This window comes from Microbacterium sp. W1-4-2, assembly GCF_058349885.2.
In genome coordinates, this window is record NZ_JBYRJC020000003.1 from 342871 (window position 1) to 357562 (window position 14692).

12 protein-coding genes are annotated in these 14692 nt (G+C 70.0%); 2 read left to right on the forward strand and 10 right to left on the reverse strand.

The window, feature by feature from the left end; all coding sequences use genetic code 11:
• Positions 1-29 precede the first annotated feature (29 nt).
• The 4 genes from AC3RX0_RS14270 to AC3RX0_RS14285 all read right to left on the reverse strand — a co-directional run bounded on the left by AC3RX0_RS14270 (position 30) and on the right by AC3RX0_RS14285 (position 5850).
• Positions 30-1931 carry a glycoside hydrolase family 13 protein gene (locus tag AC3RX0_RS14270; protein WP_491506656.1) on the reverse strand — a complete coding sequence of 634 codons (1902 nt, stop codon included), beginning with the start codon at positions 1929-1931 and terminating at the stop codon, positions 30-32.
• 29 nt (positions 1932-1960) lie between these two features.
• Positions 1961-2935, reverse strand: coding sequence for a sugar ABC transporter permease (locus tag AC3RX0_RS14275; RefSeq protein ID WP_491506868.1), 975 nt, complete (start codon positions 2933-2935; stop codon positions 1961-1963).
• A 7-nt stretch (positions 2936-2942) separates the two neighbouring features.
• Complete coding sequence (locus tag AC3RX0_RS14280; RefSeq protein ID WP_491506657.1) at positions 2943-4550, reverse strand: ABC transporter permease subunit; 1608 nt, start codon at positions 4548-4550, stop codon at positions 2943-2945.
• Positions 4551-4617: 67 nt separating this feature from the next.
• Positions 4618-5850, reverse strand: a complete 1233-nt coding sequence (locus AC3RX0_RS14285; protein WP_491506658.1) for a sugar ABC transporter substrate-binding protein — start codon at positions 5848-5850, stop codon at positions 4618-4620.
• A gap of 278 nt (positions 5851-6128) precedes the next feature.
• Between AC3RX0_RS14285 and AC3RX0_RS14290 the strand changes: the two genes are divergently transcribed.
• Positions 6129-6617, forward strand: a complete 489-nt coding sequence (locus AC3RX0_RS14290; protein ID WP_491506659.1) for a YajQ family cyclic di-GMP-binding protein — start codon at positions 6129-6131, stop codon at positions 6615-6617.
• Between the two features lie 3 nt (positions 6618-6620).
• Here the strand turns inward: AC3RX0_RS14290 and AC3RX0_RS14295 are convergent, their stop codons facing one another.
• From AC3RX0_RS14295 to AC3RX0_RS14320, 6 genes are all read right to left on the reverse strand, one after another.
• A complete protein-coding gene (locus AC3RX0_RS14295; RefSeq protein WP_491506660.1) occupies positions 6621-7604 on the reverse strand; it encodes a squalene cyclase in 984 nt (327 codons plus the stop codon).
• A 461-nt stretch (positions 7605-8065) separates the two neighbouring features.
• On the reverse strand, positions 8066-9286 hold the full coding sequence (locus AC3RX0_RS14300; protein ID WP_491506661.1) for a Bcr/CflA family efflux MFS transporter: 1221 nt from the start codon (positions 9284-9286) through the stop codon (positions 8066-8068).
• 19 nt (positions 9287-9305) lie between these two features.
• Positions 9306-10682 carry an FAD-dependent oxidoreductase gene (locus AC3RX0_RS14305; RefSeq protein ID WP_491506662.1) on the reverse strand — a complete coding sequence of 459 codons (1377 nt, stop codon included), beginning with the start codon at positions 10680-10682 and terminating at the stop codon, positions 9306-9308.
• A 50-nt stretch (positions 10683-10732) separates the two neighbouring features.
• The gene (locus tag AC3RX0_RS14310; RefSeq protein WP_491506663.1) at positions 10733-11794 is read right to left on the reverse strand and encodes a polyprenyl synthetase family protein; all 1062 of its coding nucleotides are present in this window, start codon (positions 11792-11794) and stop codon (positions 10733-10735) included.
• Between the two features lie 279 nt (positions 11795-12073).
• Complete coding sequence (locus AC3RX0_RS14315; RefSeq protein ID WP_491506664.1) at positions 12074-12784, reverse strand: demethylmenaquinone methyltransferase; 711 nt, start codon at positions 12782-12784, stop codon at positions 12074-12076.
• Positions 12785-12794: 10 nt separating this feature from the next.
• The gene (locus AC3RX0_RS14320) at positions 12795-13355 is read right to left on the reverse strand and encodes a DUF402 domain-containing protein (protein WP_491506665.1); all 561 of its coding nucleotides are present in this window, start codon (positions 13353-13355) and stop codon (positions 12795-12797) included.
• Between the two features lie 73 nt (positions 13356-13428).
• Between AC3RX0_RS14320 and AC3RX0_RS14325 the strand changes: the two genes are divergently transcribed.
• Positions 13429-14691, forward strand: a complete 1263-nt coding sequence (locus AC3RX0_RS14325; protein ID WP_491506666.1) for an isochorismate synthase — start codon at positions 13429-13431, stop codon at positions 14689-14691.
• Position 14692: the final 1 nt, after the last annotated feature.

The following is a 14692-nucleotide window of genomic DNA, read 5'->3' on the forward strand; positions in this document are numbered from 1 at the left end:
GTCTAGAGAGGGGTGGATGCCGCGACCCGCTACGCCTCGGGGACCGCGCCCATCCCGCCCTGCGGCAGCGCGTGCGCCACGGCGGTGGCCGCCGGGGCCACCACGCCGGGCAGCGCCCACGCGGCGAACACCGGACCGTCGGCCGACAGCAGCACCGCCCCGTCGGATGCGACCGCGAGCGTCGCGTCGCCGAAGGCGTCCTCGGCGGACGAAGCCCCGATCACGAGCGGCGCCGGGATCTCGACATCCACGTCCCCGCGAGAGGCGAGCACGAGCACGCTGCCCGACGGCGCCTCGCGCACGAACACGACGGTCTCGTCGTCCACGTGCAGCCAGCGCAGCCCGCCGGTCTGCAGCGCCTCGTGGCCACGACGCAGCCCGATGAGGTCGCGGTACAACGCGATGCGCTCGGCGACCTCGGGCTCGTCGGCTCGGTCCCACGGGATGGGCGTGCGGCTCATCTCGCCGTCGGCGCCGGTCAGACCGAACTCGTCGCCGGCGAACACGACCGGCAGACCGGGCAGGGTCATCGACAGGCCGACCGCGAGCGGCACGGTGCCGGGCGCAGCGAACGTCGCGAACCGCGCCGTGTCGTGCGTGTCGAGCGGCTGCATGCAGCCCAGCCGCACCCGCCACGGGATCTGTGACGTGAACCGCTGCAGCTGCTCGACGAACTCACGCGCCGAGTAGCTCGGCAGCCCGGTGGGGATGCCGAAGAACCAGCCGTCCGGCGCCGGATCCGCCAGCCACCCCCACACGCCGCGCGTGAACGCCGGGTAGGTCATCGCGCCGTGCCAGGCGTCACCCTGCAGATCGCTCGCGGCGTCGTTGGTCGACTCCCCCAGCAGCAGAGTGTCGGGGTTCACCTCGACCATGGTGCGGCGCAGCGTCTGGCGCACCTCGGCGTTCAGGTCCTCGGCGCCCAGGCGCCCGGTCATGTTCGCGACGTCGATGCGCCAGCCGTCGGCGTGGTACGGGGCATCCAGCCACTGTGCGACGACCGAGTCGGGTCCCTCGATGAAGCGGCGGCGCAGCTCGGTCGAGTTCCAATTGAACTTCGGCAGGCTCGGCACCCCCAGCCACGACTCGTATTCGGTCTGCTCCGCGTCGCGGAAGTAGTAGAACGCGCTCTCGGGCGCTCCGGGATGGCGGTACGCGGCCTGGAACCACTCGTGCCCGTCGCCGGAGTGGTTGCTGGTGAGGTCGCCCATCACCTTCATACCGCGCGCGTGAACCGCCCCGATCAGCCGCAGGTACGCGTCGTCGCCGCCCAGCAGCGGGTCGACGACGTCGAACCGCGACGCGTCGTACCGATGGTTCGACCGGGCGGGGAAGATCGGCGTGTGATACACGATCGTCGCCCCGAGCCGGCCGATGTGGTCGAGCCGGTCGACGATGCCGTCCAGGTCGCCGCCGTAGAACTGGTGGCTGCGCCCCGGCGGCAGCGGGTCGAGCGGCGTGTCCCACGTCACCGGGATCGCCCAGTCCGGCGCCTCCCGGTCGTCGGCGGCCGCCGAGCGCGCGAAGCGGTCCGGGAAGATCTGGTACATCACGGCGCCCTCGAGCCAGGCCGGAGGCGGGTTGCCGGCGACGAGCGCGAAGTCCACGGCATCCAACGCCTCGAGCCGGGTGTGCCCGCCCTGGCTGAGCGTCGAGGTCGTGCCGTCGTCGTGCACCAGCGCCCACCGGTAGCCGTGACGGGGGTTGGCCACGGTGATCACGGCGGACCACCACTGCCATCCGTCGGCGTCGCCGTCGAGGGATGCCTCGACCCACTGCGGCTCGTGGTCGGGGTTCGATCGCACGAATGCACGCGCGACCGGTGTGCTGCCTGCCGGTACGCGCAGCCGCACGGTGACTTCGTCGCCGAGCGCGGGATGCTGCGTGGAGACGTGCAGCGGCGAGCCGTCGTGATGGGGGTGCAGGATCATATTCTCCATCTTCGGCGACGTCCCGGACATCACTTGACGCTGCCGGCGGTCAGACCGCTGACGATGTAGCGCTGCAGCGCCAGGAACAGCGCCACCGGCAGGATCGCGGCGATCACCGCGCCGGCGGCGAACACGCTCCAGTTGCGCGCGGTCTCTTGCGAGACGAACTGGTAGAGGCCGACGGCCAGGGTCTGCTTGTCGGGGTCGACGAGCACGACCGAGGCGATCACGAAGTCGCTCGTGGTGCCGATGAACGCCAGCAGGCCGATCACCGCGAGGATCGGGGCGACCAGCCGCAGGATGATCGTGAAGAAGATGCGGGCGTGCCCGGCGCCGTCGATCTTGGCGGCTTCGTCGATCGAGGCGGGCACGGTGTTGAAGAACCCGTACATGAGGAACGTGTTCACGCCCAGCGCACCACCGAGGTAGATCATGATGAGGCCGATCTGCGAGTTCAGCCCGAGCACCGGGAAGATGTCGCCGATCGCCGACATGAGCAGGAAGATCGCGACGAACGCGAGCAGCTGCGGGAACATCTGCACGAGCAGCAGCGTGAGCAGGCCGAAGCGGCGCCCGGTGAAGCGCATGCGCGAGAAGGCATATGCCGCCAGCGCGCAGAGGATGACGGTGCCTGCCGACGCGCACAGCCCGATCACGATCGTGTTGACGAGCCAGGCGCCGTACGGACGGGTGGGGTCCGAGAACAGTGCGATGTAGCTGCCGATGTCGAAGCTCTGGAACAGCCCGTTGGCCGTCAGCAGCGTCCCGCCCGGATTGAGCGAGGCGGCCAGCACGTACACGAGCGGGAACGCCGAGAACACCAGCATCACGATGCCGACGATGTGACGCCAGCCGGTCTCGCGGAACCAGCGGGGGAACGGGCGCCGCGGCTCGGGGGCGGGCGCGCCGTCGGTGACGATCGCGCCGGTGGGAGCGGCCGGTGCCGTCTCGGGGGCGAGGGTGGGCGCCACGGTCGATGCGGCGCTGAGCGGGGTCGAGTCCATGGCCATGTCAGTTCAGCTCCTCGAGGACCTTGGTCTGCCGGAAGCTCAGATACGAGATGAGCGCGACGAGGACGAAGATGATGATCGCGAAGGCGCTGGCCAGGCCATAATCGCGGTTCGCGCCGACGAAGGCGACCTTGTAGACCATCGAGATGAGGATGTCGGTCTGCCCGACGTTGATGCCGGCGTCGGCGAAGCGCGGGCCGCCGGCGGTGAGCATGTAGATCAGGTTGAAGTTGTTGAAGTTGAACGCGAACGACGAGATCAGCAGCGGCGCGACCGAGACCAGCAGCAGCGGGAACTTGATGTGGCGGAAGATCTGCCACACACTCGCCCCGTCCACCCGGCCGGCCTCTTGGATGTCGTCGGGGATGGACTGGATCGCGCCCGTGCACACCAGGAACATGTAAGGGAAGCCGAGCCAGAGGTTCACGAGCAGGATCGCCCCCTTGGCCAGCCATGCGTCCTGCAGCCACGGGATGGAGGCGCCGCCGAACAGCACCTGGTTGATGAACCCGAAGTCCTGATTGAACATGCCCGCCCATACCAGGGCCGACAGGAACCCGGGGAACGCGTACGGCAGGATCATGATGACCCGGTAGAACTTCTTGCTCCTCATGCGCGGATCGTTGAACACGATCGCCAGGAACAGCCCGAGGATGAAGGTCGTCGCGACCGACAGGATCGCGAACACGAACGTCCAGATGAGCACGGCGAAGAACGGGCCGCGGATCGACGAGTCGCTGAACGCGCGCACGAAGTTGTCGACGCCCACCCACACCTGCCAGCCCGGCAGCAGCTGCGTGCCGTCGTCGGCGGTGAACGCACCCTTGCCGGTGTCGCTGTAGACGACGCCGGTCTTGGTGTCGGTCATCGTGTCGGCGGCGGGGTCCCACTTCAGGGTCGAGGTGAACACGTAGGCGTTCGAGCCGTCGGTGGTCTTCAGGTAGCCCTCGTTGGGATCGGCGGACAGCTGCACCGACAGATCGCCGATCGCCTTCTGGTGCTGCAGGATCTGGGCGAAGTCGAGGGTCGAGTACCCCGGGGCGCCGGAGGCGTCCGCCCCGGCGACCGGCTCGAGCGGCCGGTCGGCGCCGCCGACCTCGAAGGCGCCCGTGGCCGGGTCTGCGGTGAGCAGATAGAACGAGCCGCCCCGCTCGAGCACCTTGATCGGGTAGGTCGGCGAGTTCTCGACGCGCGTCTGCGACTGCTGCAGCAGCGCATTGACCGCGTCGTCCTTGGTCGAGATGTGACCGGATCCGTAGTTGGTGAAGGCGATGTAGATGGAGAAGAGGACGACGAAGACCTGGAAGACGAACAGGAAGATCAGGCCCGGCATCAGGTACTTCCCCGGCAGGAGGCCCGGGACCAGGTACACGACGTTCACGAGCACGGCCACCGCCGCGATGATCAGCGGGACCAGCCACTGGCCCTGTCCGATCAGCACGAGCATCGCGTAGATCGCGAGCGCGTCGATGATGCCGAGCATCACGACCTTGGCCAGCCACACCTTCCAGCCCGCGGACGCGGCCTCGGCGAACGCGGCCGCCCGCCTGCTGCGCCGCGAGGGCGCGGCATCCGTCGTCTCACGCTCCTGGAGGGTGGGACCTGTCATCGTCGACTCCTGTTCGTCGTGCGGAGCGAGGGGCGGCGCCGCGAACGGCACCGCCCCTCGGAGCGTGTTACTTGAGCTTGCCCTGGATGTTGGTGGTCATCCTGGTCCAGCTCGAGGCCGGGTCGGCGCCCTTGATGACGGCCGCCTCGGTCTTGCCCCAGTCATCCCACACGGAGCCCATCTGCGGGATCGACGGCATCGGCACGGCGTTCTCGCCGACCTTGCCGAAGCCGGCGATGATCGGGTCGGACTGCGCGGCCTGGTACGCGGTGGTCAGTGCCGGCGGACGGCCGCCGGCCTTGAACAGTGCGGTCTGCACGTCGTCGGTCGCGATGTAGTTCACGAGGAAGTCGGTGGCCGCCAGTGCGTTCTTCGACTTCGAGCTCAGGAAGAACGTCTGCACGCCCGCGAAGGGAGCGGCGGTCTTGCCGCCCGCCGACGGGATCGGGTCGACCGACAGGTCGATGCCCTTGGCCTGGGCGTCTGCCACGTTCCACGGGCCGGTCAGGAAGTACGGCGACTCACCGGCGAGGAAGGCCTCTTTGGCCAGGTCGCCGGAGAGGTTGAGGTTGAGCACCTTGGTTCCCTTGTCGCCCTGCGAACCGAGCCACTTCGCGAAGCCCTGCCCGGCGGTGTCGCCGATGGTCAGCTTCGAGGCGTCGTACGAGCCGTCCGCGTTCTGGGCGAACACCGAGTTGCCGAACGAGGTCTCGAACGGGTACAGGTGGTACGGGTCGGCGGCCTGCGCGTCCAGGCCGACGATGAACGGGTACTTCGTGCCCGCCTTCTTGCCTTCGGCGATCATCGCGTCGTACGTGTCGGGGGTGGAGCTTGCGAGCTTGGTGTTGCGCAGGATCGCGATGTTCTCAATCGCGTAGGGCAGACCGTAGGTCTTGCCGTCGTAGGTCACGGCCTGGATCGCGACCTTCTCGAACTGCGAGGCCTTGTCACCCAGCTCGACGGGGGCGATCACGCCGTCCTGCACGAAGCTGCCGGTCCAGTCGTGGCCCCCGATCGTCAGGTCCGGACCCTTGCCGGTCGGCACCTGCGCCGTGAACCCGTCGCGGATCTTGCCGTAGTCCTTGACGACCAGGTCGACCTTGACGCCCTTGTCCTTCTGGAACGCGGCTGCGACGTCCTTGAGCGCCCGAGCGCGGTCGGCGTCCACCCAGACGGTGAGCGTGCCGGCGTTCGTGTTCTTCGGGGTGGCCGCGGTACCGCCGGCGCAGCCGGCGAGGCCGAACATGCTCGCCACGATCAGCGCAGCGGCGGCTGCGGCGCCCTTCTTGTTCACCTTCATCGGTGTGTCATGCCTCTCTGAATTCTCCAGGCCCGGCGCGACGGGTGTCGGCTCGGTGTGCTCGAAGTGCAAGCGCTTACATTTTGACTGACGATCGTGGTTCTGACAATCCCTGCGGATGGCCGATACCATCTCGTGATCTTCAGCGCCAATCGGTCTCGGCATCCTGGAAGCGTTTGCATGGATGCCGCGGCCCCGCCGTCTTGCGGTGCCCAGAAGCGACCACACGGGACGGCGGACCGAACACCTCCCACGCGTCGGGTCGATAGACTCGCGGCATGGCTGACTCATCGTTCGACATCGTCTCCAAGGTCGACCATCAGGAGGCGGACAACGCCCTCAACCAGGCCCGCAAAGAGGTCGAGCAGCGCTACGACTTCAAGGGCACCGGCGCCTCCATCGAGTGGAGCGGCGAGACGATCCTGATCAAGGCTTCGACCGAGGAGCGCGCCAAGGCGGTGCTGGACGTGTTCCAGTCCAAGCTCATCAAGCGCGGCATCTCACTGAAGAGCCTCGAGTCGGGCGATCCGGTGCAGGGCGGCAAAGAGGTGCGCATCAGCTCGAGCCTGAAGGACGGCATCTCGCAGGAGAACGCGAAGAAGATCAGCAAGATCATCCGCGACGAGGCGCCCCGGTCGGTCAAGTCGCAGATCCAGGGCGACGAGCTGCGGGTGCAGTCCAAGAGCCGCGACGACCTGCAGGAGGTCATCCGGCTGCTCAAGGCCGCCGACCTCGACGTCGATCTGCAGTTCATCAACTACCGCTGAAGATCAACGCGCGGCGTCCCACCAGGTCAGCACCCGGGTGCCGAACAGCGTGAGCCAGCGGGACGGCTCGCCCTCCGGCACGTCCACGTCGAACCACGTGCGGCCGGCGAGCGGGGCCGTCTGCAGCCAGGTGCCGTCGGGCCGCCGGGCCGCACGCACCATGTCGATCGCGTCGGCGAGTCGCTCGTCGGGCTTGCCATCGACGAGCCCGGTGCCGTCGTGCAGCGCCGCCTCGCGGAAGTAGTCGAGGGCGGCCAGTGCGCTGTAGCGATGCCGGTTCGGGTAGACGAACGCCGTCACGAACGGCCCGACGAGCTCGCCGGTCGACGCACGATAGGCCAGCCGGCGTGAGAGCAGGTACTCCTCGCCGCTGCGACGCGCCGCACGCAGGGACGTGTCGCCGGTATCGCGTTCGTACGAGAGCATGCCGCGCAGCGCGTTCAGCGTCGAGTGGAACGACGAGCGGACCGAATCGCCCTCTTCCGCCTCGCAGTTCCAGCCGCCGTCGTCGAGCCGGTGGGCCGGAAACCACGCCGCAAGCGCCGAGACATCCGCGCCCAGCCATGCCCCGGTGGCCAGCGTGAAGGAATTGATGCACACGTCGACCTCGCCGCCCCAGTACGGCAGGTCGTCGTAGTCCCAGCGGCAGTGTGCGGCGAGCTTGTCGGCCGTGCCCGCCAGCACACCGGCATCCAGCCCCCACTCGCGCAGGTCTTTCAGCGCCCAGGTCGTGGCGACCCACGGCTGTCCCGGCGCGTCGACCTCGGGGCTGTCGAAGAAGCCGGCGGGGAAGAACGCGCCGCCGGCCCACGTCCCCTCGGGGTCCTGTTCCGCCAGCAGCGCCGCGCCGAACCCCTCGGTGGCGGCGCGCTCCCGCGTAGCCTGCCACACCGTGGGCGCGGCACCGATCACATCGCGTTCGACCTGCCAGCGGATCGCCGGATCGGAGGCGAGCAGCCAGGTTGCGACATCCTCATCGACCTGCATGCCGACCACCGTAGACGCAGGCGCCGACACCGTGACGGCCGCCGCAGCTCAAGATCCTGGGCGCGGTTCCGAGCCCCGCTCAAGCCTCCTCGGCTCGAAGCTCAGGATTTACTGAAGATCGGCTTTCTTGTCCCCCGAACGGTGGACAAGACCGAATGACGCGGATAACTTGAAATCACTCACGCACTGGGGGCGAGCACACAAGGCGTCGAACCAACCGAGACACGAATCTGGGGAGTCGAGGACGGGGGATCCGCCGCTACGAAGTGTGCCCGTATGCGCAAAGTGAGTGGGTACCGCGAGCAGTCATCTTGGGGATCAGAGCTCGCGGCACCCACAGTGGTTGTAGACGGCGACGGTCCTGTCTGGGGAACAGGCACAACACCACGCTGGGGACATGGCGCGCCGCAATCAGCTGTCAACCACTACCAACCGTAATTGTATCCGAGCCCGCTGTCGAGTCATCCGGCGTGTTCCCCATTGTTCTCCGGGTCTGCGGCTTGCTCTCCGCGCCGTGCGACGACCGCCCCGCCGGCCGCGACCAGCGCCCAGCCGAGCGAGATGAGCGCCATCGGAACGGCCGTGTGCTCTCCCCACAATCCGACCAGCGGCGAGCTGAGCCCGCCGATCGCGAACTGGGCGGCGCCCAGCAGCGCCGCGCCCGATCCGCGCGCGGCGGCAGCCCGGGCCAGAGCGAGCGCTGACCCGTTCGCCATCGTCAGGCCGGTGCCGCCGGTGAGCACGAACGCGCACGCGATGAACAGCGGAATCGTCAGCGCGCCGGTGACGGTCAGGATGCCGAAGGCCGTGCCCGCGGCGATCATCATGCCGATCCCGACCCCGAGCATGCGCCCGGGGCCGACGCGCTCGGCGATCCGCGCGTTCGTGAGATTCGCGACCACGAGCGCGAGTGCGCCCGCCGCGAACCCGAGCGCGTACTCGAGCGGAGTCATCCGGAGCACGGACTGGCCGACGAACGGCGAGGCCGAGATGTACGACATCATCGCGCCGAATCCTGCGGCGAAGGCGACCGTGCGGCCGGTGAACGCGCGGTCGGTCAGCAGCATCCCGAACCGCGCCACGAGCTGCCCCGCGCCCCCGCGATGCCGGTGCTCGGGCGGCAGCGACTCGGGCACCAGCGACACCGCGAGCACGAACATCACGGTCGCGATCGCGGCGATCACACCGAGGACCGCCCGCCAGCCCGCCAGCTGTGCGACCACGCCGCCGATCGGCGGGCTGATCAGCGGTCCGAGGGCGCTGACCATCGCCATCAGGCTCAACGCGCGCACCGCCGTGTCGCCCACGCTGAGGTCGACGGCGATCGCCCGCGAGACCACGATGCCCGCGGCCCCCGAGAAGCCCTGCACCGCGCGCAGGGCGACGAACACCGGCAGCGTCGGCGAGAACACCATCGCGATGCTGGCCGCCGCGAACACGGCGAGCGCCACCACGAGCACGGGGCGTCTGCCCCGGCTGTCGGAGGTCGGGCCGAGCAGCAGCTGGCCCGCACCCAGGCCCAGCAGGAACGCGGTCAGGGTCAGCTGCACCGACGACGGCTCGGCGCCGAGATCCCGGGCGATGTCGGTGAACGACGCCAGGTACAGGTCCGTTGCGAACGGCCCGACGCCGGACAGGAATCCGAGCGCGGCCAGCAGGCCCGGAGTGAGGCGGTGCGGCACCGGCGAGCCCGTCGCGCCGCTACGCCTCGCCGCGCGAGATCCGCAGCATCTCGTCGCGGGGCACGACCTTGACCCGCTCGCGCTCGTTCGGCGCGCCGAGGGCGATCTCGTGCGCGTCCAGCCGGTGCCAGCCTTCGAGGTCGGTCCACTCGATGCCGCGCTCGGCCAGCAGCGCCGGGATCGCGGCCTCTTCGGGGTGCGCGGGCCGCCACCACGACCCCTGGTCGTTGATGAGGTTGCGCACCGTCTCCATCGCGTCGGACTTCGTGTGGCCGATCAGGCCCACGGGCCCCCGCTTGGCCCATCCGGTCGTGTAGACGCCCGCGACCTCGTCGTTCGAGTTCTTCTCCAGCGCGCGGCCCTCGCGGTTCGGGATCACGCCGTGCCGCTTGTCGAAGGGCACGCCCGGCAGCGGTGCGCCGAACCAGCCGATGGCGCGGTACACCTGGCCCACCGGGATCTCGCGCAGTTCGCCCGTGCCGATCACGCCGCCCTGCCCGTCGGGCTGCGTCCGCTCGTACACGAACGCGCTCGCGCGGCCCGCGGCATCCTTCTTCACTTCGACCGGCTTCGCGAAGAAGTGCAGGTGCAGACGGCGGGATGCCTCTCCCCCGGCGTTGTTGACGCCGGGCCGCGCACGCCAGGACTGCAGGATGCGGTCGATCACCATGACCTGCTTGTTCGTCGAGATCGCGGTCTTGGACGCCTCGTCGTAGTCGAAGTCCTCGTCGTAGACCACCATGTCGACGTCGCGCAGCTCGCCGAGCTCGCGCAGCTCGAGCGGGGTGAACTTGACCTGAGTGGGACCGCGGCGGCCGAACACGTGCACGTCGGTGATCTGCGAGGCGGCAAGGCCCGCCTCGACGTTGTCGGGGATCTCGGTGGGCCGCAGGTCTTCGACGTGCTTGGCCAGCACCCGGGCGACGTCGAGGGCCACATTGCCGTTGCCGATGACCGCGACCGACGAGGCGTCCAGCGGCCAGTCGCGCGGCACGTCCGGGTGGCCGTCGTACCAGCTGACGAACTGGGCGGCGCCGAACACGGCGTCCGCGTCGATGCCCTCGATGGGCAGCGGCGCGTCGTGGATCGCCCCGGTGGCGAAGATCACGGCGTTGTAGTGGTCCTTCAGGTCGTCCAAGGTGATGTCGCGGCCGTACTCGACGTTGCCGAAGATGCGGATGTCGCCACGGTCGAGCACATCGCGCAGCGCCGTGATGATGCCCTTGATGCGCGGGTGGTCGGGGGCGACGCCGTAGCGGACGAGCCCGTATGGCGCCGGCAGCTTGTCGAACAGGTCGATCGACGCGTCGAACTTGCGCTCGGTCTTCAAGAGGTTGTCGGCGGCGTAGATGCCGGCCGGGCCGGCGCCGATGATGGCAAGCCTGAGCTTCGTCATGGGGTCCTTTCGGGTGCGGGCGCGACGCCTGGGGCGAGGCGGATGCCGCGTCAGCTGCTGCGATCGGCGACCGCGACCGCGAAGCGCATGAGCGCATCACGCACCGGTCCGTCCGGCAGCGGCTCGATCGCGTCGATGCCCTGCTGCGACCAGGTGCGCGCCAGGCGCCGGGTCTCGTCGGTGGCGTCGTGGTCGCGCAGGGCGGCGAGCGCGGTGTCGAGGATCGAGGCGTCAGCACCGGCGGCGATCTCGGCGACCCCGGCGTCGATGCTCTCGCGCAGGGTGATGGATGCCGCATCCTCGCGCTGGGTCAGCAGCAGGTACGGCATCGTGGGCACCCCGGCGCGCAGGTCGGTGCCCGGCACCTTGCCGGTCTCGTGCGGGTTGTCGCTGAGGTCGATCACGTCGTCGAGCAGTTGGAAGGCGACGCCGGCCTTCTCGCCGAACGTGACCAGGGGCTGTTCGAAGGCGGGATCGCCGTTCGCGAAGATCACGCCGGCCTGGGCTGCGGCCGCGATCAGCGAGCCGGTCTTGTCCGACAGCACCTGCAGGTAGAAGGCGACCGGGTCGTCGCCGTCCTGCGGGCCGATCGTCTCGTGCATCTGGCCGAGGACCAGTCGCTCGAACGTGTCGGCCTGCAGCCGGATCGCCCGCTCGCCGTGGCGCGCCATGATCTGGCTGGCGCGCGAGAAGAGCAGGTCGCCGGTGAGAATGGCGATGTTGTTGCCCCACACCTCGTGCGCGGCGGGCACGCCGCGGCGCACGTCGGCAGAGTCCATGACGTCGTCGTGGTACAGCGAGCCGAGGTGGGTGAGCTCGAGCGCGGTCGCGGCATCGATCACCGGCTCGGTGACGCCCTCGCCGAGCTGGCTGGTCACGAGCACGAGCATCGGGCGCACGCGCTTGCCGCCGGCCTCGTACAGGTAGCGGGTGGTCGCGTCGACCAGCGGGTCGGCCATGCGCAGTTCGGCGGCCAGGCTCTGCTCGACGCGCTCGAGGCCGCCTTCGACGGTGCGCAGCAGCTTGCGGGACTTCGCGCCTGCGAAGACACGCTCGGTCAGACCGAGTCGGCTCGCCACATGCGAGCCCGGCACAGGACGGCTCGGAGTCACGATTTCCAGCCTACCTGTCTGCGTTCGCGCGCTCGCACGCGTGTCAGGGCGGGGGCGAACGCCCGCGTGTCAGGGCGGGGGCGAACGCCCACGTTCACAGACTTCGGAAGATCGCGCGAACCTCGGATGATTTCGGCGGAATCATCCGAGGTTGGTGAGATCTTCCGGACCCTGTGAAGGGGTTGACGCCCGGCGGGAGGGCGCGCGGCAGGCGGCGGGAGGGCGCGCGGCGCGCGGGCGCCCGAGTGGATGCCGCGGGCGCGGCGTGGATGCACGGGGTCAGGCGGCGGGCTTGAACGCGCGGTGGATGGCCACGACGCCGAACGTGAGGTTGCGGTAGGCGACGTCGGTCCAGCCGGCGGCGCGGATCCAGGTCGCGAGCCTGCGCTGGTCGGGCCAGTCGCGGATCGACTCGTTCAGGTAGTCGTACGCGGCGGCGTTGCTGCTGACCGCCTTGGCGGCGATGGGCAGGATGCGGCTGTTGTAGAAGCCGTACAGGCCGCCGAACACCGCCGACCGCGGGTGCGAGAACTCGCAGATCACCAGCCGCCCGCCGGGCTTGGTCACGCGCAGCATCTCGGCGAGTGCCTTGCGGGGGTCTGCGACGTTGCGCAGCCCGAACGAGATCGTGACGGTATCGAACGAGCCGTCGTCGAACGGCAGGTCCGTGGCATCCGCCTCTTGGAACGTCAGGTTCGGCACGTCGCCGCGGCGACGACGCCCCTCGGCGATCATGCCGGGCGAGAAGTCGGCCGCGACGACCTCGGCACCGCTGCGCGCGAGCGAGACGGAGCTCGCGCCGGTCCCGGCCGCAAGATCCAGGATGCGCTGACCCGGCCGCGGGGCGACCGCCCGGGTGACGGCGATGCGCCAGAGCTTGTCGTTGCCGATGCTGAGCACGGTGTTGGTGCGGTCGTAGCCGGCGGCGACCTGGTCGAACATGCCGCTGACCCGCCGAGGGTCCTTGCCGAGGTCTGCGCGGTTGCTCACCCGAACGAGTCTAGGCGGACTCGCCCCGCGGCACCCGGGCCAGCCAGGCGTCGATCGTCGCGTCGTCGAACGGCGGTATGGATGCCGCCACCCGGCGCTCGAGGTCGACCGCCGTGGCTTCGAGCCGGACCACGACGTCGGCCGGGTACTCCATGGCGACGCGGTGCTCGTCCCACTCGTCGCGGTCGTCGATCCAGGTGCCGCGCTCGTCGTCGGTGCGCACGACGTCGAGGTCCATGTCGATCGCAGTCGGGACCGGCACGCCGTCGACGAGCTCCCAGCGCGCGTCCCACGCCAGGTCGATGTAGATCCGGATGCGGCGCGGATGCATGCCGCCGTAGCAGGTCGCCGCCCAGGTGCCGTCGGGCGGCAGCAGTGTCACGTTCGAAGACTCCGCCGTGAAGTCCCGGCCCGGGCGGTGGCTGCGCCAGCCGACCGGCTGGGCGACCCAGTCGCCCCACTCATCCGCGCCGAGATACAGGCAGTCGTGCCGCCAGTGCGGCGTTCCGTCCCACTTGCGCCATCGGAACACGAGTCGGGTGCCCGGCTCGGGGCGCATCGGGTCGCTCACGGGCCGAGCCTACCGCCGCGCGAGCGCCGTCGTGCGTGCGTCGAGGCCTTCGTGCGCGCCGTAGGCTGGGAGGATGACCGGTTCTCCCGCCCCGCGTCTGCACGTGCGCACGCGCGAGGTCGATGCGCCGGGCGATCTGCTCATTCACGCCTCCCCTGCCGCCCCCCTGGCCTGGCTGCGCCGCGGCGAGGGCATCGTGGGCGCCGCACCTGTCGCGCGCCTGGACGTCGGCGCCGACGCCCACGAGCCCCGTGCCGCCGCGCTCGCGCGCGACTGGGCGGAGCTGGCGGCATCCGCCGTGATCGACGATCCGGTCGAGCTGCCCGGGACCGGCCTCGTGGGCTTCGCCGCGCTGCCGTTCGACGAGCGCTCGGCCGCGACGGCGTCGATCATCGTGCCGTCGTTGATCGTCGGCCATCGCGGCGGTCGCGCGTGGGTCACCCGCATCCTTGTCGACATCGACCCCGACGAGGAGGGCCTGCCCGACCCGACGCCGTACGAGCCGTACTGGTCGGCGACCCTGGGCCCGGGCGCGCTCGATCCCGACGGCTATCAGACCGCGGTCCGCGGCGCGCTCGAGACCATCGCCGCGGGCGAGGCGGGCAAGGTCGTGGTCGCGCGCGACCTCGTCGGCACCGTGCCCGACGACGCCGATCTGCGACGTCTCGTGCATGAACTGACCACGGGCTATCCCGATACGTGGACGTTCGCGGTGGACGGCCTGATCGGCGCGAGCCCCGAGACCCTCGCCATCGTGCACGACGGGCGCGTCAGCGCGCGGGTGCTCGCCGGCACCCGTCCGCGGGGTGCCGATGCGATCGAGGATGCCGCGTCCCGCGCCGCTCTGAACACCAGCGCCAAGGACCTCGACGAGCACGCGTACGCGGTGCACAGCGTGGTCGAGTCGCTGACCGGGCACACCACGGGGCTGACCGTCGACGAGCGGCCGTTCACGCTCGAGCTGCCGAACGTGTGGCACCTGGCCACGGACATCGCGGGCACGCTGTCGGACGGCTCGACGTCGCTGGATCTGATCCAGACGCTGCACCCGACCGCCGCGGTGGCCGGGACCCCGACCGAGGCGGCGGTCGAGGCGATCCGCCGGCTCGAGCCGTTCGACCGGCGACGGTACGCCGGGCCGGTGGGCTGGATCGACCAGCACGGCGACGGCGAGTGGGCCATCGCGCTGCGCTGCGCCCAGTTCGACGTCCCGGTGGGCGGGGTGATGCCGGTCGTCGCCCATGCCGGCGCGGGCATCGTGGCGAGCAGCGACCCCGAGTCGGAGCTGCTCGAGACGCGCGTGAAGTTCCGCCCGATCGTCGACGCCCTCGCCTGAC